Raw genomic sequence first — 20,652 nt, forward strand, 5'->3', positions numbered from 1 at the left:
TTTATTGACAATCAATCACACGATACGAAGCTTCTCCGCCATGAATTTGGACGAACATGTCCATTAATGATTTTGTTAGTTTTTCAGCTTCGTCAGTTTCGATCGATGGACGTAAATAAATAATTTGTAAGGCGTTTTTTGTATTTAACGATACTGCTATTTTTTCTGAATCAACGTATGGGCTACCGAAAGGACCTTCTGCATCTGAACTATGAATTAAATGGTTTAGAGAGTTTACTCGACCATTTAATCCAAAAAATCCCTCTCCTTCTTGCCCAATTTTAATGAATACATCTCCTGACAGTTTATCTTGATCATAAATTCCGATTGGAACTTCATATTCAAGAGAAAAAAAGTTATTCAGATCGATTGCGGAATTAACAGAAGGCAAATAATTTTGCTTTTTTATTCGCCGGTATAAAGCTTCAGCAGAATGTCTGTAACGGTTCGGATCTTTGCCGGTTTTTTTAAAAATTCGCCGCCATTCTTGAATTCCCTCTAATTTTGTTACTTGTTTATTTTCTAAATCAAAAAAAATGGACTCTTGAAATAACTGAAGACGTCCTTTCAACATTTGCGGCGATTGTCCAACTTCGATGTTTTGATAATGAATGACGCCGACTTTAAAATGAGGGATTAATGTACATATATTTTGTGCAATTGTTATTTCCATATAATCACAACCTCCACTTTTAGTTAAAATTAGTTTATCATAAAGTAAATGTTTCTCAACTTTAAATGAAGGAGGGCGAGTTAATGAACATGACGAAACTAAAAGAAGAAGTTATTGAGTACAGTAAGACAATTGGTATTGATAAAATCGGATTTACGACAGCTGCTCCATTTACTGAATTGAAAAATCGCCTCCTTCAGCAGCAAATGTTAGAGTATCAATCAGGTTTTGAGGAACCCGATATTGAAAAACGTGTTGATCCTGCTAAAATTTTTGCAGGGCCTCAGTCGATCATTGCAATTGCGCTTGCTTATCCTTCTAAATTAAAAAACGCGCCTCAAAGTAAAAAGGGTGAACGAAGAGGGATTTTTTGCCGTGCTTCATGGGGGATGGATTATCATGTCATTTTACGAAATCGTTTAACAAAACTTGAACAATTCATTGCCTCAAAAGTTCCTCATGCCCGCTTTAAATCAATGGTTGATACAGGAGAGTTATCTGATCGAGCTGTTGCAGAGCGCGCTGGGATTGGCTGGAGTGGAAAAAACTGTTCTATTATTACTCCTGAATTCGGTTCTTACGTATATTTAGGGGAAATGATTACGAATATACCGTTTGAACCGGATACTCCAATTGAAGATCGGTGTGGGACGTGTAATAAATGTATTCATGCTTGTCCAACGGGTGCATTAGTTCAAGGCGGACAATTGAATGCCCAACGATGTATTGCATACTTGACACAAACGAAAGGCTTTCTTGCGGATGAATTCCGCACTAAAATCGGTAATCGTCTTTACGGCTGCGATACGTGTCAAACGGTTTGCCCGGAGAATAAAGGGAGAGACTTTCAATTTCATGAAGAAATGAAACCTGATCCCGAAGTTGTAAAGCCGTTGTTAAAGCCGATATTAACTATAAGTAATCGGGAATTTAAAGAGAAGTTTGGCAAGTTATCTGGATCTTGGCGCGGGAAAAAGCCAATTCAGCGAAATGCAATTTTGGCACTCGCCCATTTTAAAGATGAAACGGCTATTCCTGATTTAATAAAATTGTTAAATGACGATCCACGCCCGGTTATTAAAGGAACGGCTGCCTGGGCGCTCGGAAAAATTGGTGGAAAAGAGGCAAAGGAAGCTTTAATAAAGGTTAAAAGTAAAGAGAAGAACAACGAAGTTTTAACGGAAATTAATAAAGGTTTGAGTTTTTTTGAATGAAAACAAAAGGAAGTGAGAACAAGTGAACAAGCTATCAGTCATATGATTGAAAAGAGGGGAGTGATGGCTTGTTGCGTAGTCAACTTCAACAACGATTAGAGGAAAGAGTTCACCAATGTGTTTCACAAAAAATTGATCGGGGAAAAAGGTGCCCGAAAGTTACGAGGAAAAAAGAGTCTTTATTAAAAAGATCAGCTGAAATCATAAAAGCGAAAGCAACTGGTACAATCAATGAGTTGAAAGAAAACGAAGATTTAATCGATGTATTATATGAAGTCCATTTGCAATATTTAATTAAGCAAAAAAACTTTATCTACTTAGAAGAAGAAATTGAACAACGTAAGTCTCAGTTTTTTAAAGGAACACTTGTTGAAGATGAAGAAATTGTTCCGCTTAAAGATACTAGCATTGAACAACCGCTTATTCGATATGAAGATGAAAATAATCGATTTTCATATCAATATATCCGATTAAAAGCGGTTCAATATGCAGAACGATGGTGGAATGACTATAACTCCGCCTATAAAAAATTTGATGTAGATTGTACAAACTATATATCACAATGTTTACATGCTGGTGGAGGACCGATGTGGGGTCAGCCAAACCGCAGTAGGGGATGGTGGATGCGAAATAATAATTGGAGTTATAGCTGGGCTGTTGCGCATTCATTACGTTCGTATTTAGGCAGTTCAAACAAAGGCTTGAGAGCAAAAGAAGTGAGCAGTCCAGAAGAGTTATTGCTTGGGGATGTTATTTGTTATGATTTTCAAGGAGATGGTCGTTTTGACCATAACACGATTGTGACGGGAAAAGATGCGAATAATATGCCTCTCGTTAATGCCCATACGACAAATAGCCGAATGCGTTATTGGGCATACGAGGATTCAACCGCTTATACAGAAAACATAAAATATAAGTTTTTTACGATTATAGATGATAGCTAATCTTGTCCGACAAAAGAACGGTAGTATATAATAGCTGATAGAGTTTAATTTAGAGGTGAACATCATGGGTCTCAATGTCGTCTTATATCAACCAGAAATTCCAGCAAACACAGGCAATATCGCACGAACGTGCGCGGCAACAGATACAAAGTTACATCTTATTCGCCCGCTTGGCTTTTCAACTGATGATAAAATGCTTCGGCGAGCAGGGTTAGATTACTGGAAATTTGTTCAGGTTATTTATTATGATTCTCTTGACGAGTTTTTTCAAAAAAACGCAGATGGACATTTTTTCTATTTAACTAAATTTGGAGAAAAACCTCACACTACTTTTGACTATAGCGATCAAGATCAAGAATATTATTTTGTCTTTGGTCGGGAAACGTCTGGATTACCGAAAGATTTAATTGCTAAAAATAAAGAATTTTGCTTGCGTATCCCAATGAATCAAAATGTACGGTCATTAAATCTTTCTAATACTGCTGCAATTTTAGTGTATGAGGCATTACGACAACAAAATTATCCACATTTATCGTAAGGGCCAATTCTGGTCCTTTTAGCTTTGAAGCTATTTTTCTAAAGGTTGATTGAAAACGTTTGCTAGTTGATAAGCTTACAAGATTAATGATTAATGAAGTATGGGGCCAATTACATAAATATAGAGGGGATGACGATGAGAATGAACAAAGTAATTGAGACTATTTTAAATCACCGTTCTGTGCGGAAGTTTACAAATGAACAGTTAACAGAAGAACAAATTCATACGATTGTCGCTTGTGCCCAAGCAGCCTCAACATCAAGCTTCGTACAAGCATATTCGATTATCGGTGTGACTGATCAAGAAATAAAAAAGCAGTTAGTTGAAATAAGCGGGGGGCAAGCTTACGTCGAAGAGAATGGACATTTTTTCATTTTTTGTGCTGATTTATATCGCCATGAACTGATAGGTAAAATGGAAAACCGTAATGTCATTCCAACTATTGAAAGTACAGAAAAATTTATGGTTGCCCTTATTGATGCTGCATTAGCGGCACAAAACGCTGCGATCGCCGCTGAATCGATGGGACTTGGTATTTGTTACATTGGCGGTATTCGCAATTATCTTGAAGAAGTTAGTAAGCTGCTAAAAATCCCTAAGCGAGTTATACCTTTATTTGGGATGTCTGTAGGGTATCCAGCAAAAGAAACAGCTAAAAAGCCGCGGCTGCCGTTAGAGCATATTTATCACACGAATGAATATGAGCGCGATATTAAAGTATCCGAAAGCCAGCTTCAAGAATATAATCAAACTATTTCTGTATATTACAAAGAGCGAACAAATGGTAAAAGATCTGATACGTGGACAGGTCAAATAGCGAATATGCTAGAAAAATCAACAAGAACTTATATGAAAGAATATGTAGAAAAGCAAAAAATGAATTTACGTTAAGTATAAAAGCGAAAGACTTTAGAAAAAACAGTCTTTCGCTTTTTTATTATTTCTACTAAATCAGCAAATTTGTTCGTTTATTTCAGTTATATTTCAGCTTCTTTTTTTATGATGTTTTTAAAGAAATGATGTGGGTAAGACTAGAGTTGAAATGGAGGGAGTTATTATGAATAAGCAACATTCAATGAAAAAATCGTCATTTATTAAAAACAGTTTAGAAAGAAAGCTTGTCATTATTGCATTGTTTTTTGCTTTACTATGGATTATTGGCAGTGTATACGCGACAGCAAGTATACCTTTCTCTCCTTATGAATATGAGAATGAACTGCTAGAAGAAACAATTGAAGTATTAGGAACACTTGGGATGTTTGGATTTTTCTTTGCCGTTTTATTATATCCAAGCTTGCGATTAATTAAGATGAAGAAATCGCCCATACGTTCTTTCGTTCAACCGATATTTAAATATGTGCGTTTATGGCATGTGCCGATTGCCATTACTACGATCGGGATCACGTTTGTTCATGGCTGGATTGCATTAAAAGAGCAGTTTGTTTTTGATGATGAGCGGTTCACAGGAACGATTGCTTTTTCCCTGCTTTTTCTTTTAGGTTTAACAGGAATGCTTCGTTACAAAAGATTAGATAAGAAGATGCATCTTCTTATTGGCGGTTTATTCAGTATTGTATTTGCAATCCATGTGTTATTTTCTTAATCAAAAAGTGAGGGAATATATATATGAGTAAGGAGAAAACAAAAAACCAACGTTATCAGCAGTTAGTGCTAGTTATTTTTGCAAGTATACTTCTGTTGCTTACTATTTTTGGTGCAATCACATATGCAATAAATAATAACAATGATAGAAATCGTTATTTGACTGAAAGGAAGCAGGGGGTGAATGAAGCAACGATCACAGAGGAAGAAGCAGTACAAATTGCCATTAATCGAGTAGATGGGACTGTAAAAGAGGTTGAATTTAAATATAAGAATGATGTTCTAGTTTATAAAGTTGAAATAGAGAGACAATCCGAAGAACATAAACTATACATCGATGCTCAATCAGGAGAGATTGTTGCCTATAAGAGGGATGATGATTAATCATTTGTCACTGTTTAGTTTCTATATAAATATAAAAAAACGGGAAAACCCAGATTTCAGATTGTTCACAAACGAACCTATAAAAGACTATTCTATTCGCTCACACCTTGTGCTACACGTCTCAAGTCTAACAAAAAAAATTCAAATATTCATTTTGTCACAAGCTTAACCGGGAAAATCCGTTTTTTTTGTTTTATTCCGTCGTTATCGGTCGCAAGTCTTATATAAAAATAAATCTCAAGCTCGTTATCGGTTTCACGATAATTCCCTATGATAAATATAAGAAAGGAGGTAATACAAACATGATAAAGAAAATCATAGTTTACGGATTTGCGCTGATCTTACTGTTAATCGCATTAGCAAGTTTAGGTCCTATTATTGCGATGGCGATTAGCCTAGCAATTACTTACTTTGGTTTTAAACAGTTTCTCAAAACAGATTCTACTTTAGGTAAAATATTTTGGGGAATCGTAGTTTTGATTGGATTTAGCGGTTTAGTTAGTAATTTACCAGGATTTGTAGTGGGAGGTATTGCCGCATATTTACTTTATGTCGGTTATAAAAAACATAAAGGAAATGAAGAGGAGATCATAGCACGAGATCCGTTTGCAAACTTTGACAAACAATGGGATGAGATAAACAAAAACAATATTTAAAGGAGAGAAAAAAATATGAATTTATTTGAACGGATTAAAAACACTATTCTTGCTGACTTACACGATGCCATTGACAAGAAAGAAATGAAAAATCCAGTTGCATTACTAAATCAATATTTACGTGATTGCGAAAAAGAGGCAAAGAAGGTAAATCAATTAATCGATCGTCATTATCAATTAAAGGAAGAATTTTTTAGAGAATGGAAACATGCTGAATACATGGCGCGAAAACGTCAGGAGCAAAGCCAAATTGCCCAAAAAGCTCAAGAATTAGAATTGTATGAGATGGCTGTACAAGAACAACAACAATTTGAACAACGTGCCGCCCGCTTAAAGGTGTCTTATGAAGAAACTGTAAATCAACTTGGTGATTTAGAACAAAAGTATCGTGAAATGAAATTGAAAATAAAAGACATGCAAATGAAACGGATGGAATTAATGGGACGAGAAAATGTTGCGAGAATCAATCAAAAAATTAATAAAGCCATTTATAACGCAGAAACGGATCGTGCATTTACAAGGTTCGAAGAAGTGGAGCATCACATTGCAAACTTAGAGGCTCGTGTAAATCATGGCTATGAACGTAACATGTTTGATCACCGAATTTCCCAATTAGAAGACACTTTAAAAAATAGAGGCAATTCAATTGAAATGACGAAAAATTAAACACATCTAGTTTCAGTATATACTTCTCTACGGGCTCAAGTTGCTTTCATTTCTTCTATACAAGAAGGTCATAATCCCCAGCACTTGCGCCCTTTATTATCTCCTAAAGAGCATGATTCTATTTAGTATCCCCATTTAATCTTTTCTTTCTGTATAGTATAATCCTTATTTGATAAGGAATTTCTGAGTAGAAGTTTAAATAAAAGTAAATATAACGTAAAATAAGTATGAAAATTTTAAAAAGAATAGCAGGCTGCAAGGAAGGAGGGACAGCATGAAGAACTATCTTAATACAGAAACAATAAGATGGTTATTATTAATCATCGGGATCGGGCTAGTAGTTGAATTAACATTATTTACACATCCACTTACAATCTTCTTTGCAGCTGCAGCGATATACTTAGGTTTAAAACTCAGACCTCATTTATGGGGGACGATTCTCCTTGTTGTCGGGATTTTTACAGCAGCAGGGATTGTAATGAAGTTAAATATATTAAAAATTATCATCATTTTTTTAATTTTACATTTTTTTTATCAATATTATTGGAAAACAAAAAAGGAACCTCATGTTATAAAAGTAGAGACAACCCAACCCGCAAATAAAGCAACGATGGTGAAAAAAGAACCTTTTATTAAAAACTCGTTGTTTGGTAATAAAAAGATAGGAACGCAAGTGTATGAGATGGATGACATTAATATTCATACAGGGATAGGCGATACAATTATTGACTTAAGCATGACGATGCTTCCGCAAGGTGAATCGATGATCGTCATTCGCGGTTTGGTCGGTAACATCAAGCTGCTTGTGCCATATGATGTTGACGTTTATGTAAACCATTCTGTATTTGTTGGGAAAATTAATATTTTTGATGTACAAGAAGAAGGTTTTAATAAAAATTGTATTTATGTTTCAAAGGAATATAGCGCAGCAGCTCGAAAATTGAAAATTCTTACTTCTATCGTAGTTGGAGATATAGAGGTGAGAAATATATGAGTGTGCGCCTCATTTTTTTTTATTATTTTGTCGGCACTGCTTTTGTCGTCTCGTGTTTATCAATTACTGCATTTGTTATCGTCTTTGATGCAGATTGGTATGAAATATTATTTACTAAGCAACTATTATCGCTTCCTCTTAGTCTCTTTATTATCGTGTCTAGTATGATTTTAGGGGCAATCTTTAGTATGATTGCGGGAAACTTTTTTAAAAACAAACTTGAAAAAGTAAATACAGCCCTTTTGGAGTTAGCGAATGGCAATATTCAAACCCTTCCACAAACGGACAACGGTGTAGAAGAAATTACAATGATGAGTGTCCAAATTGGCCATATTCAAGAACGATTAAAAGAGCAAGTACTTCTTTCTCAAAAAATGGCAAATGAAAGAGCCGCTTGGAGTGAAAAGGCGCTAAAGGAAGTTGTATCTAAAGAGAGAAGCAGACTTGCTCGGGAACTCCATGATTCAGTAAGCCAGCAGCTATTTGCAGCTTCCATGCTCGTGGCAGCTATTAATCAACAGCAAGATTTAACAGCACCTGCGACAAAAAAGCAATTAACGATGATTGAGGGAATTATTACAGATGCACAATCTGAAATGAGGGCGCTCTTATTACATCTACGTCCCGTTCAGTTAGAGGGAAAAAGTTTAAAGTCAGGAATTGAAGAGTTATTAAGAGAACTATCTGTCAAGCATTCGATGGAAATATCGTGGAATATAGAAGAGGTTGAATTAGAAAAAGGTGTAGAAGATCACTTATTTAGAATTGTTCAAGAAGCATTGTCTAATACTCTTAGACATGCAAAAGCAAAATCTTTAGAAGTCCTGGTAAAAAAATTCAACCAATTTATTTTACTAAAAATTGTTGATGACGGGATTGGGTTTACAATGGATCAGCAAAAAGTCGGTTCTTATGGGTTAAAAAATATAAATGAACGTGTAAGTGAAATCGGAGGAACTGTAAAAATTATTAGTTTTCCGAACAAAGGAACAAGCGTCGAAGTAAGAGTACCAATTTTTGAAAAAAAGGATGGTAGCGATGATAAAGGTTCTGTTAGTTGATGATCATGAAATGGTACGAATTGGTGTTGGAACATTTCTGTCTGCTCAGTCGGATATTGAAGTCATCGGGGAAGCAGAAAATGGTAAGAAGGGTGTAGAGCTTGCTCTTACTTTACGTCCTGATATTATTTTAATGGATTTAGTCATGAATGGAATGGATGGTATCGAAGCAACGAAAGAAATCATTAACGCGTGGCCTGAAGCGAAGATCATCATTGTGACTAGTTTTATTGATGATGAAAAGGTGTATCCAGCTATTGAAGCTGGTGCAATAAGCTATTTATTAAAAACATCACGGGCAAATGATATTGCAGAAGCAATCCGATCAACTTATCATGGACAGTCTGTTTTAGAGTCAGAGGTAACAGGGAAAATGATGATGCGTATGACAAAAAAAAATAAAAAACTTCTCCATGAAGATTTAACAAACAGGGAATTAGAAATTCTTTTATTAATGGCAGAAGGCAAATCAAATCAAGAAATTGCTGATGAGTTATTTATTGCTTTAAAAACGGTAAAAACACATGTAAGCAACATTTTAAGTAAACTGGAAGTTCAAGATCGAACTCAAGCGGTGATTTACGCATTTCGCTACGATTTAGTAAAATAGCTAGAAAAAAACCTAGTCAAAGCTGGCTAGGTTTTTTCTTCTGGCTTGATTTACTTTATTTCCCTACACCGGGCTTATCGTTATAGCCTGCTGTAAAAATCGCTGCTAGGAAAGCTACAATAACACCTAGGATTAATAGCAACTTCATATGTATGTCCTCCTTTAAGTAAGAACTTTACCCAATAATATCATATCCTTTATTATAGCCCAATTTTAATAAAGTGTGAATGTAATGTCGTGAAATTTTTTAAATAGCTTATTTTGCTTTTGAAATCAACTACTTGACTTTCACACTTTTTACCCATCGGATGTAGAATATTATGATCAATTCAAAAGTGTATGAAAAAGGGGGAAGTTGTTCCTCTTTTTCAGTAAGCATGTTCAATTGTCCACACGCATAAAGTATATTGAGATTGCAGACAAAGTCATATATTTAATTGATTTACTGGAGACTGAACGAAAACGCTTGTCAAACGAGATACGGGAGTACGAGGTATAGTTCATGAGCTTACAACGATGTAGCAAGTTACGATGATGTGAGCGTTTGAAACAGTCTTGTATTTTAACATTCTCTGATTATGCGACTAAGGGGAGGTCCATATGGATATTTTAAAGAAAATTGAAAAGTATAGAGAAGAAGAAAATAAATTAAAGTGGGAAGGTACGTTTGCTGAGTATTTGCAAATTTTAAAACAAAAGCCTTGGGTTGCACAGTCAGCTCATTCAGGGGTATATAATATGATTAAGGACGCTGGAATAAAGGAGAAAAACGGACATAAAGAATATCAATTTTTTAGTAGTCAGCTGTTTGGTTTGGAGGATGCTTTAGAACGTCTCGTTGAGGAATATTTTCATCCAGCAGCGAAGCGTTTAGATGTTCGAAAAAGAATTTTGTTATTGATGGGACCTGTAAGTGGAGGTAAATCAACGCTTGTCACAATGTTAAAGCGAGGCTTAGAAGCGTATTCTCATACGGATAGGGGTGCGATTTATGCGATAAAAGGCTGCCCGATGCATGAAGACCCATTACACCTTATCCCTCATCACTTACGAGATGACTTTTATGAACAATATGGCATTCGCATCGAAGGAAACTTATCCCCATTAAATATGATGAGATTGGAAAAAGAATATAACGGTTGTATTGAAGATGTTTTAGTGGAGAGGATTTTCTTTTCTGAAGATAAAAGGGTTGGGATTGGAACGTTTAGTCCATCCGATCCGAAGTCACAAGACATCGCTGATTTGACAGGAAGCATTGATTTTTCAACAATTGCTGAATATGGCTCAGAATCAGATCCGCGTGCTTATCGCTTCGATGGTGAACTTAATAAAGCAAACCGCGGGATGATGGAATTTCAAGAAATGCTTAAATGTGATGAGAAATTTTTATGGCATTTATTATCCTTAACTCAGGAAGGTAATTTTAAAGCGGGAAGATTTGCGTTAATTTCCGCAGATGAACTAATCGTCGCTCATACAAATGAAACGGAATATCGCTCCTTTATCGCAAATAAGAAAAATGAAGCACTTCATTCACGAATTATTGTCATGCCGATTCCTTACAATTTAAAAGTATCTGAAGAAGAAAAAATATATGAAAAGATGATTGCGGAAAGTGACGTTGCTAATGTTCATATTGCTCCACATACGTTAAAAGTTGCAGCGATGTTTACGATTTTAACACGATTAAAGGAACCGAAAAAAGGCGATATCGATATAATTAAGAAAATGCGTTTATATGATGGGAAAAGTGTAGAAGGTTATAATTCGGCTGATATTGAAGAATTAAAGAAAGAATTTCAAGATGAAGGAATGAGCGGTATTGATCCTCGTTATGTCATTAATCGAATTTCCTCAACAATCATCCGTAAAGAAATGGAGTCAATCAATGCGCTTGATGTGCTTCGCTCGCTTAAAGAAGGACTAGATCAGCATCCGTCAATAACAAATGAGTTGCGTGAACGGTATTTAATTTTCATTTCTTTAGCGCGAAAAGAATACGATAATATTGCTAAAAAAGAAGTTCAGAAGGCATTTGTTTATTCATACGAGGAATCGGCTAAAACTTTAATGGATAATTATTTAGATAACGTTGAAGCATTTTGTAATAAAACAAAGCTCCATGATCCATTAACTGGAGAAGAAATTAATCCAGATGAAAAATTAATGCGATCTATAGAAGAACAAATTGGGATTTCAGAAAATGCAAAAAGAGCATTTAGAGAAGAAATTTTAATTCGCATTTCAGCGTTTGCAAGGAAAGGAAAACGCTTTGACTATAATTCTCATGATCGACTCCGTGAGGCAATTCAGAAAAAGCTCTTTGCTGATTTAAAGGATGTTGTTAAAATTACAACGTCAACGAAAACACCTGACGAACAACAACTGAAAAAAGTAAATGAAGTGGTAGCCCGGCTTATTGATGAGTATGGCTACAATTCAACATCGGCAAATGATCTTCTCCGTTATGTCGGCAGTTTATTAAACCGTTAACAACAAACAAGAAAAAACCCGTACTGAAAAAATAAGTACGGGTTTTAGACAGTTGACAACCGCTTGCATTATTCATTTCTAGCTTACGACTGATTGTTCGATCTGCTCTATCTTCGTACTCGGACTTAGACTACTAGCATTGTTGCAGCTCGTATTTACTGTAGACCAGTCTAGCTTCGCCAAGAGCTTAAAATGTTTAAAAAATAGGGTTATATATACGATCCTAATAGTATAAGTATTAAAAGCTTATTATCAAATTTATGAACACATTCATGAATGGAGGGGGTCATGTGTCCCGATTATTACAAACCATCACTGACCGTGTTTCGACTAGGAAAGGGAAGTGGATTACGCTTGCAATTTGGGTGATAGTTTCACTATTACTAACAATCTTTGCCCCAAGTGCAAAAGATTATGAAGTGTCAAGAATTGACGCTTTACCAGATGATGCACAGTCAGTAATTGCAGAAAAAAAACGTGATCATTATTTTAAAGGAAGCGATGGAATTCCGGCAATTTTAATCTTTCAATCACCTAATGAAATAAAGTTAACAGAACTAACTAAGCTTTTACATAAGCTTGAAAAAGAAAACGTTTTTGGTGTAAAGGAGATTATTCCTATCGCGAGCCTGCCGCCCCAAGCTGCTGCTAGTTTCTTTGCTGACGATCGAACGATCGCTTTAATTCCATTAACGTTTGAATCTTCCTTAGAAACAAAAGAAGTTAAACAATCACTTGAACAAATATATCAATTAGTCGAAAAAAATTCAGACTTCACATTGTATGTAACAGGACCTGCTGGGATTGCAAAAGATTCATTAGATTTATTTTCGCGGGCTGATATTGTGCTTTTATTGTCAACAGTAGGGATTATTCTTATCTTATTAATCATTATTTATCGCTCGCCATTTTTAGCTTTAATCCCATTATTAGCAGCTGCGGCCGTCTATTGTGTCGTCAATCATCTCCTTGGCTTTCTAGGAAAAGCAGGCGTGCCTTTAAGCAATCAATCTATCTCAATTATGACAATATTATTATTTGCAACCGTGATTGATTATTCATTATTTATTTTCTCGCGCTATCGGGAGGAACTGAAAAATGATGAAAATAAACACGAAGCAATGAAACTGGCTATGCGTGGAGTTGGCATCCCTATCTTTTATTCAGGAGCCACGATTTTAGCGGCAATGCTCGTATTATTTTTCGCTCAGTTTGGAGACTACCAAAATTTTGCCCCTATTTTCGGAACAGCTGTAATCGTGGTAATGATAGCGTCTGTAACACTTGTACCCGCATTATTTACGACCTTTGGGAGAAAAGCGTTCTGGCCTAAAGTTCCACGGGTGGGCGATGAGAAGGTTACATCTCATTCTTTGTGGGGGAAAGTTGGACGTTTTGTAACTAGAAAACCAATCATCTCAGCGGTTTCTATCGGTATCTTTCTGCTAGTTTCAGCAAGTAATATCGTAAATATTCAATATGAATTTGAGATGATGAAGTCATTTCCTAACGATATGCCATCAAGGATTGGATACGACATTTTAGAAGAAAACTTTGAAAAAGGAGACTTAGCACCGACGACTGTTATATTTGAATCAAAAAATCAAATGACAAACGAAGAGCAAGAACGTTTACTGAACACACTTTCCCAACAACCACTTGTTAGTCATGTACGTGTAAACGGTGTTACACAAGATGAAAAGGTCATATCATACAGTATGGCTTTTAAGGAAAGTCCATATGCGATTGAAACAATGGATGCACTAGAAAAAATTCAAACTCATGCAGATGATATGGTGAAAAAGAATGGTCTTAACGGAAAACTTTATTTTGCTGGCGAGACAGCAGCAGCGGTTGATGACCGTTCAGTTAATAATCAAGATATTATTGTTATCGTATTACTTGAAACGATTCTAATTTTTATTATGTTTATTTTTTTTAACAAAATCATTCAAAATGCCTATTTATATGATGGGGACGATTTTAGTCTCTTTCTTAGCCGCATTAGGTTTAGGGATGCTTTTAACTGGGTTATTTTTTAATATAGATACGATTAGTAATCGGGTTCCTCTTTACTCATTTGTATTTTTAGTCGCCCTTGGAATTGATTATAATATTATTTTAATATCAAGGTATATTGAGGAGAGGAAACAATATCCGATCAAAAAAGCAGTTCAAATTGCAGTTGCGAATACAGGCGGGGTTATTTCTTCCGCAGGGATTATTTTAGCAGCCACCTTTGCTGTTTTAATGACACAGCCGATCGAATTATTATTTGTTTTTGGTTTCATTGTAGCTGTAGGTATTTTATTAGATACGTTTCTCATTAGAGGTATATTGTTGCCTAGCTTACTTATTTTATTTGAAAAAGAAGCAGTAAAATCTAAAAGTAACTCATCTTTTTAATAGCCTTTTAAAAATCCGTACTAATTTAAAATGGGTACGGATTTTTTATTTTTTCGCTTGAACTTACAGTTACGTGAGGTAGTATGATCAGATTAGGAAGACGGAAATTAAAAAATAGGAGGAAATAATGAGAAGATGAGTAATGAAAAAGCATACACAATTGGGGAATTTTCACAGAGGACTGGTACTTCAAAACGAACATTGCATTATTATGATGAAATTGGGATACTCCGACCTAAAAAGCATCCTAGTTCAGGACATCGTATATACACTGATCAAGATGTATTAGCATTGCAAAAAATAGTAAGCCTTAAACTTCTTGGTTATAGTCTAGATCAAATATGTACGCTGATGAAAGAATCACACTTTGATTTAAGCTTAAACGAAACATTACAAGCACATAAAAAGGCACTTAACGAGAAAAAAGAACAGATTGAAGCTGCATTAAAGGCGATTAATCGAACGATCACATTGTTGGACGAAGAAGGGGAGGTAGATAGTGCGATTTTAATGAGTTTAATTAATAATATCCAAACAGAGAAAGAACAGCGACAATGGCTTTCTCTATATACGTCAGAGGAATTTATTGATAAGTTATTTAATAAACATGAGGAAGAAATGGTGGAATTGGATAAAAAATCCATAATTTTTTTTAAAGAAGTAAAAAGATTAGTGGGAAGACCCGTTGATGAGCCTGAAGTACAAGCACTTATCGATCAATATATGCAGACAACTTTAGCTTTTGTTGGGGAAGAGTCCGTACACGCTTTTAGCGATATACAAAATATAGAACCTGAACAGATCGAAGGTATGTTTGCATCGCCATTTTCAAAAGAGGAAGATGAGTGGCTGCAACAAGCGATGGAGTATTATATGTTAAAAAACGATATGTACGATCCAAATAGTGATAATAAATCAAGCATGTAGACAAAGTCAATATTTAAAGTAACGGTCCTCAAACTAGTTGAAAATCCTTGTCAGTCAAGGCCGAAAAGCAGAAGCGAATAGAACAGGTGTTCATCAATTCATTTCGGAAAAGATCTTTATTCTCTACAAATGCTGTCAATGGCTAAATTTAAAAGTTTTGTTACAGTTTTAAAAATAGTATAATCTAAAAGAAGTAACAATTTAGCAAGAAAAGGAGTCAGCATGATGAGAGACTATAAATTTTGCCGTGAGACGTTTGTTGTAAAGACAAGTATCGTTTTACCACCAGATACAAATAATTATGGAACGCTTTTTGGTGGAAAATTAATGGCATATATTGATGATGTTGCTGCAATTTCAGCAATGAAACATGCAAGAAATAATATTGTTACAGCTTCAACAGACTCTGTTGATTTTCTTCATCCAATTTATAGAGGGAATTCTGTCTGTTTAGAGGCTTATGTAACTTATACTGGCCGCACTTCAATGGAGGTATTTGTAAAAGTAATTGCAGAGGACTTACTTTCTGGTGAACGTCATATATGTGCCATGTCCTTTTTAACGATGGTAGCAATTGACGAGCATGGAAAGCCAACTCCTGTTCCAAAAATTGTGCCAGAAACTGAGGAAGAAAAGCATTTATATGAGACCGCTAAGGAAAGAGCAGAAATTCGTAAGAAAAGAAAAAAAGCGAGTGAGGAACGAGTAAAAAGATACGGTCCAAAGCTCCCATGGTAAATGCATCACGATTAACGAGGGGATCCAATAAGTCGATTTTCGGCTAGGCTATTGGATGCCCTTTTTTATGTTTAGGAATACTGATATTTAATTGTTTTTACTTTTTTAGGACAGGGCAATTTTTCACTTTTTACTAATCAATAGCTTGTCTACTAGTATAGGCAATTATCTTATTGTCAAAATAATTTGTAAATTATTTTGTCTTTCTGCATAGGATAAATAAATAACAATTTTAAATTTTTTACACACTCGCTTCTATTGTATGTGTAGTTGTGACAATGTGTGCATAATTGTTTATTATTTTTTAATAAAAGGAGGGTTCGTGGTGACCGCTGCTCATAACCGCCAGTTTGTAATTTCTAAAGAAGATTGGTCCCTCCATCGAAAAGGACATGATGATCAACAGCGTCATCAAGAAAAAGTTCAGGAAGCGATTCGCAATAACCTTCCTGATTTAATTACAGAAGAAAGTATTATTATGTCAAGTGGAGATGAAATCGTAAAAATTCCAATTCGTTCACTCGATGAGTATAAAATCCGTTATAACTATGAAAAAAATAAACATGTTGGTCAAGGAGATGGAGACAGTCAAGTTGGCGATGTCATTGCTAGGGATGGATCAGGCGACAATAAGATGGCTGGAAAAAGTCACGGTGCAGGTGACCAACCAGGTGAAGATTATTATGAGGCAGAGGTTTCATTAATGGAAATTGAGGAAGCTTTGTTTCAACAGTTAGAACTGCCAAATTTAAAACGGAAAGAACAGGACGATATTATCGTTGAAGAGATTGAGTTTAATGATATTCGTAAAACCGGTCTAATGGGGAATATTGATAAAAAAAGGACAATGTTAACAGCATTTAAACGAAATGCAATGAGCGGAAAACCGAGCTTTCATCCGATTTATCAAGAAGATTTAAAATTTAAAACATGGAATGAAGTGACTAAGCCTGAATCGAAAGCAGTTGTGTTAGCAATGATGGACACTAGCGGCAGTATGGGAATTTGGGAAAAATATATGGCCCGTAGCTTCTTCTTTTGGATGACGAGATTTTTACGAACGAAGTATGAAACGGTTGAGATTGAATTTATTGCTCACCATACGGAGGCAAAAGTTGTCTCGGAAGAAGACTTTTTTTCTCGGGGTGAAAGTGGCGGGACAATTTGTTCTTCCGTATATCTTAAAGCTTTAGAGCTTATCGATGAACAATATAGCCCAAGCAGGTTTAACATTTATCCGTTTCATTTCTCGGATGGCGATAATCTTACATCTGACAATGTTCGTTGTGTCAAACTAGTTGATCAGCTTATAAAAGCTTCTAATATGTTCGGCTATGGAGAAGTGAACCAATATAATCGCAATTCAACTTTGATGTCAGCTTACAGAAACATTAAAAATGAAAAGTTTCGCTACTATATTTTAAAACAAAAAGCTGATGTTTTTCACGCAATGCGCAGCTTTTTTAAAAAAGAGGAAAGTGAGCAATATGTGTAAATAAAAGAGGTCTACGTCTAATTCACATTAAATTGGATTTAGACAGTTAACAAAAGAATTCCCCCATGTGCTGCGTACCTCGTCCTTAAGTCCGAGGGTTCAAATGCTTATATCGTCTACAAGCAGTTTTTTTTTGAAACTTATCTCCCTCTTTTTCAACTTTATAATAAGAGGGAGATAAATTTCTCTTTTGTTAAACAATTGAATCTACCATTGCGACTTGAATTGATGAGAGCTGATATGTTTTATTTTTCAGTAAATTTACATCAATTCTTTTTTGCGCAACCCCGGTTTCCATTGCTGCTTGTGCGACAGCTGCGGCAACTTCAGGCGCAACGCGAGCATAAAAAGGAGAAGGGATAATATAGTCTTCATTTAGTTCGTATTCATGAATTAATGACCCGATCGCATGGGCGGCAGCGATTTTCATTTCTTCGTTTATTTCGACAGCTCTAGTATCTAATGCACCGCGAAAAATCCCTGGAAAAGCAAGGACATTGTTAACTTGATTCGGATAGTCTGACCTGCCCGTGCCAATGACACTTGCCCCGGCAGCTTTTGCCTCTTTAGGCGTTATTTCTGGTTCTGGATTAGCCATTGCAAAAATAATTGGATTATCGTTCATTTTTAAAATCATCTCTTTAGTCAACGCTCCCGCAACAGATACCCCAATAAATACATCCGCTCCCTCAATTATTTCTAACAATGTTCCACTTTTCTGTGACTTGTTCGTAAATTGGGCAACTTCATCTTTAATGTCATTCATACCGTAAGGACGGTCTTGATAAATAGCTCCTTTTGAATCGCACATAATTATGTCACGGACATGAAAGTGTTGCAGTAATTTTGTAATCGCGATCCCAGCAGCTCCAGCTCCGTTAACGACAACCTTTATTGTTGAAAAGCTTTTTCCTGTCAGCTTTAATGCATTAATTAACCCAGCAACTGTAACGATGGCAGTACCGTGTTGATCATCATGGAAAACGGGAATATTTAATTCTTTCTTTAATTGCTCTTCAATCCTAAAGCAATGTGGTGCTTTAATATCTTCTAAATTAATACCGCCAAACTGTGATTGTAAAAGCTTCACTGTGTCAATAATTTGTTCCGTATTATTTGTTCCAATACAAAGAGGAAAGGCATCCACACCAGCAAAATTTTTAAATAAAATTGCTTTGCCCTCCATAACTGGTAAAGCAGCTTCCGGACCAATATCTCCTAAGCCTAGTACAGCCGTTCCATTCGTTACAACAGCGACCGTATTACCTTTCATCGTATGCTCGTATATTTTTTCTTTTTCAACATAAATTTCTTTACAAGGTTCGGCAACTCCTGGTGAATATACTAGACTTAAATCTTTTAAGTTATTCACTTTTATTTTTGAAACAGTTTCAAGTTTTCCTTGATATGAACTATGGATCTGAAGTGCTTCACTTCGGATATTTCTCATCCTTTTCACTCTCCTAAAAAATAACTGTATTAAAACAGATGTCAAATTTAATTACTTATTATATAACAGATGTAGCGGTCAATCAATCAAATCATTAATAATTAAATTAAAAATATTTCGACATCTTTAGAAATTATTGGAGATATTTTTTTATAACGATGAAATATCATCTTTGCGAATGATTATCTTTGAATAAAAATAGTTAAAATATAATTCATACTTGACTGATTGGAATTTATGTATTACATTTTTAACATTATAGAAAAAGGAGGTTATTAGCTTGACTACTTTATATGTTTTAATCAATATTGCTATTATGCTTTTATTTATGATTGGATTAATTTATATGCAAAAAAAGCATATTTCTTTTTCAAAAAGAGTCTTTACAGCGTTAGGAATCGGAATTATTTTCGGCTTTGGATTACAATTTATATACGGTCCAACTTCAGAAGTGATTGAAAAGTCAGCTGATTGGTTTCAATTAGTTGGGGGAGGATATATTAAGTTTTTACAAATGATTGTGATGCCTCTCGTTTTTATTTCAATTTTAACAGCTTTTACAAAATTAACATTAAAAAATAATATCGGGAAAATTAGTACATTAATTCTCGCGATTCTAGTTGGTACAACAGCGATAGCAGCTGGAATTGGTATTTTAACATCTGTTGTCTTTAATTTAGAGGCGATTGAAATCGAACAAGGAGATGCCGAAACAGCACGTGCTGAAGAGTTGGAGGAGAGTTTTGGTCTCATTGAAGACAAAACGATGCCACAGCAAATTCTTGATTTGCTGCCGAGCAATCCATTTTTAGATTTTACCGGTGCAAGACCAACGTCAACGATATCCGTCGTTATTTTTGCTGCTTTTTTAGGAATTGCTTATTTAGGTGTAAGACGAAAACATCGTGAAGAAGCGGATTTATTTGCGAAGATGATCGGGGCAATTTATGCGATTATTATGAGAGTTGTCACGTTAATACTACGTCTCACTCCTTACGGTGTGCTGGCCATTATGACAAAAACAGTTGCAACAAGTAATATTGACGCTATTTTAAAGTTGGGGAAATTTGTATTAGCTTCTTATGTTGCTTTAGTGATCATGTTCATCATCCATTTACTACTATTATTTTTAGCAGGGCTTCATCCAATTACTTATATTAAAAAGGCATTCCCAGTGTTAACTTTTGCTTTTACATCCCGTACAAGCGCAGGGGCGTTGCCATTAAATATTAAAACACAAAAAAGCTTAGGTGTTCCTGATGGAATTGCAAATTTTGCCGGCTCATTTGGATTATCAATTGGACAAAATGGTTGTGCAGGAATTTATCCTGCCATGCTCGCTGTTATGATTGCACCGACTGTTGGCATTGATCCGTTAACACCTTCATTTATTATTACTTTAATTGGAATAGTCGCGATCAGTTCATTTGGTGTGGCGGGTGTAGGCGGTGGAGCAACGTTTGCAGCATTGCTCGTATTATCTGCTTTAAATTTACCGATTGGCTTAGCTGGATTACTAATATCTATCGAACCGTTAATTGACATGGGAAGAACAGCATTAAATGTTAGTGGAAGTATGACTGCAGGCATTATGACAAGCCGCATTACAAATGAACTAGACTCAAAAATGTTTTATGATCCAGCAACTAAAATTGAAGCAGAAATGTGAATTAAAAAATTGGCAGATGAATATAAAGTCTGCCAATTTTTTAATTTCGTTATGTTAGAATTCATTTTTGTACCCAAGTCTTTATCACTTTTCGTATCGTGAGAAGGGGAATTTTGATTTAAATGTAAT

The 20,652-nt window shown here is 35.3% G+C and carries 20 protein-coding genes; 18 read left to right on the forward strand and 2 right to left on the reverse strand.

The window, feature by feature from the left end; genetic code table 11:
- Position 1: 1 nt before the first annotated feature.
- Positions 2 to 673 (reverse strand): B3/B4 domain-containing protein, encoded by a 672-nt coding sequence (locus K6959_RS02915; RefSeq protein ID WP_163238817.1) that lies wholly within the window; start codon positions 671 to 673, stop codon positions 2 to 4.
- Between the two features lie 83 nt (positions 674 to 756).
- Here K6959_RS02915 and queG point away from each other — a divergent pair, with 83 nt between their 5' ends.
- From queG to yhbH, 17 genes are all read left to right on the forward strand, one after another.
- Positions 757 to 1,887 (forward strand): tRNA epoxyqueuosine(34) reductase QueG, encoded by a 1,131-nt coding sequence (gene queG, locus K6959_RS02920; RefSeq protein WP_163238819.1) that lies wholly within the window; start codon positions 757 to 759, stop codon positions 1,885 to 1,887.
- Positions 1,888 to 1,958: 71 nt separating this feature from the next.
- Entirely contained in the window at positions 1,959 to 2,831 is an 873-nt protein-coding gene (locus K6959_RS02925; RefSeq protein WP_223087575.1) for an amidase domain-containing protein, read from the forward strand.
- A 55-nt stretch (positions 2,832 to 2,886) separates the two neighbouring features.
- Positions 2,887 to 3,369 carry a tRNA (uridine(34)/cytosine(34)/5-carboxymethylaminomethyluridine(34)-2'-O)-methyltransferase TrmL gene (trmL, locus tag K6959_RS02930; protein ID WP_394373020.1) on the forward strand — a complete coding sequence of 161 codons (483 nt, stop codon included), beginning with the start codon at positions 2,887 to 2,889 and terminating at the stop codon, positions 3,367 to 3,369.
- A 141-nt stretch (positions 3,370 to 3,510) separates the two neighbouring features.
- Entirely contained in the window at positions 3,511 to 4,260 is a 750-nt protein-coding gene (gene nfsA / locus K6959_RS02935) for an oxygen-insensitive NADPH nitroreductase (protein WP_163239134.1), read from the forward strand.
- A 166-nt stretch (positions 4,261 to 4,426) separates the two neighbouring features.
- Positions 4,427 to 4,972 (forward strand): hypothetical protein, encoded by a 546-nt coding sequence (locus tag K6959_RS02940; RefSeq protein WP_163238825.1) that lies wholly within the window; start codon positions 4,427 to 4,429, stop codon positions 4,970 to 4,972.
- 23 nt (positions 4,973 to 4,995) lie between these two features.
- Positions 4,996 to 5,355 (forward strand): PepSY domain-containing protein, encoded by a 360-nt coding sequence (locus K6959_RS02945; RefSeq protein ID WP_163238827.1) that lies wholly within the window; start codon positions 4,996 to 4,998, stop codon positions 5,353 to 5,355.
- 302 nt (positions 5,356 to 5,657) lie between these two features.
- A complete protein-coding gene (locus K6959_RS02950) occupies positions 5,658 to 6,011 on the forward strand; it encodes a lmo0954 family membrane protein (RefSeq protein WP_223087578.1) in 354 nt (117 codons plus the stop codon).
- 15 nt (positions 6,012 to 6,026) lie between these two features.
- Entirely contained in the window at positions 6,027 to 6,677 is a 651-nt protein-coding gene (locus tag K6959_RS02955; protein ID WP_163238829.1) for a PspA/IM30 family protein, read from the forward strand.
- 274 nt (positions 6,678 to 6,951) lie between these two features.
- Positions 6,952 to 7,671, forward strand: coding sequence for a cell wall-active antibiotics response protein LiaF (gene liaF, locus K6959_RS02960; protein WP_163238831.1), 720 nt, complete (start codon positions 6,952 to 6,954; stop codon positions 7,669 to 7,671).
- Positions 7,668 to 8,732 carry a sensor histidine kinase gene (locus K6959_RS19515; protein ID WP_223087579.1) on the forward strand — a complete coding sequence of 355 codons (1,065 nt, stop codon included), beginning with the start codon at positions 7,668 to 7,670 and terminating at the stop codon, positions 8,730 to 8,732. Before liaF ends, K6959_RS19515 begins: the two co-directional genes overlap by 4 nt.
- Positions 8,710 to 9,342: a response regulator transcription factor gene (locus K6959_RS02970; RefSeq protein WP_163238835.1), complete on the forward strand. Its 633-nt coding sequence runs from the start codon at positions 8,710 to 8,712 to the stop codon at positions 9,340 to 9,342. Before K6959_RS19515 ends, K6959_RS02970 begins: the two co-directional genes overlap by 23 nt.
- Positions 9,343 to 9,942: 600 nt before the next feature.
- Positions 9,943 to 11,838 carry a PrkA family serine protein kinase gene (locus K6959_RS02975; protein WP_223087580.1) on the forward strand — a complete coding sequence of 632 codons (1,896 nt, stop codon included), beginning with the start codon at positions 9,943 to 9,945 and terminating at the stop codon, positions 11,836 to 11,838.
- Between the two features lie 290 nt (positions 11,839 to 12,128).
- Positions 12,129 to 13,880 (forward strand): MMPL family transporter, encoded by a 1,752-nt coding sequence (locus K6959_RS02980; protein WP_316252517.1) that lies wholly within the window; start codon positions 12,129 to 12,131, stop codon positions 13,878 to 13,880.
- A complete protein-coding gene (locus tag K6959_RS19520; protein WP_316252541.1) occupies positions 13,810 to 14,244 on the forward strand; it encodes an MMPL family transporter in 435 nt (144 codons plus the stop codon). Before K6959_RS02980 ends, K6959_RS19520 begins: the two co-directional genes overlap by 71 nt.
- 135 nt (positions 14,245 to 14,379) lie before the next feature.
- Positions 14,380 to 15,171, forward strand: coding sequence for a MerR family transcriptional regulator (locus tag K6959_RS02985; protein WP_223087582.1), 792 nt, complete (start codon positions 14,380 to 14,382; stop codon positions 15,169 to 15,171).
- A gap of 225 nt (positions 15,172 to 15,396) precedes the next feature.
- Positions 15,397 to 15,909, forward strand: a complete 513-nt coding sequence (locus tag K6959_RS02990; protein ID WP_163238843.1) for an acyl-CoA thioesterase — start codon at positions 15,397 to 15,399, stop codon at positions 15,907 to 15,909.
- Between the two features lie 325 nt (positions 15,910 to 16,234).
- The gene (gene yhbH / locus K6959_RS02995) at positions 16,235 to 17,404 is read left to right on the forward strand and encodes a sporulation protein YhbH (protein WP_262421877.1); all 1,170 of its coding nucleotides are present in this window, start codon (positions 16,235 to 16,237) and stop codon (positions 17,402 to 17,404) included.
- A 193-nt stretch (positions 17,405 to 17,597) separates the two neighbouring features.
- Here yhbH and K6959_RS03000 read toward each other — a convergent pair whose 3' ends face one another.
- Positions 17,598 to 18,854, reverse strand: coding sequence for an NADP-dependent malic enzyme (locus tag K6959_RS03000; RefSeq protein ID WP_223087584.1), 1,257 nt, complete (start codon positions 18,852 to 18,854; stop codon positions 17,598 to 17,600).
- A 280-nt stretch (positions 18,855 to 19,134) separates the two neighbouring features.
- Here K6959_RS03000 and K6959_RS03005 point away from each other — a divergent pair, with 280 nt between their 5' ends.
- Complete coding sequence (locus K6959_RS03005) at positions 19,135 to 20,523, forward strand: L-cystine transporter (RefSeq protein ID WP_163238849.1); 1,389 nt, start codon at positions 19,135 to 19,137, stop codon at positions 20,521 to 20,523.
- Positions 20,524 to 20,652 lie beyond the last annotated feature (129 nt).

Origin of the sequence: Bacillus aquiflavi (genome assembly GCF_019915265.1) — a bacterium.
Lineage (GTDB): Bacteria > Bacillota > Bacilli > Bacillales > Cytobacillaceae > Bacillus_BT > Bacillus_BT aquiflavi.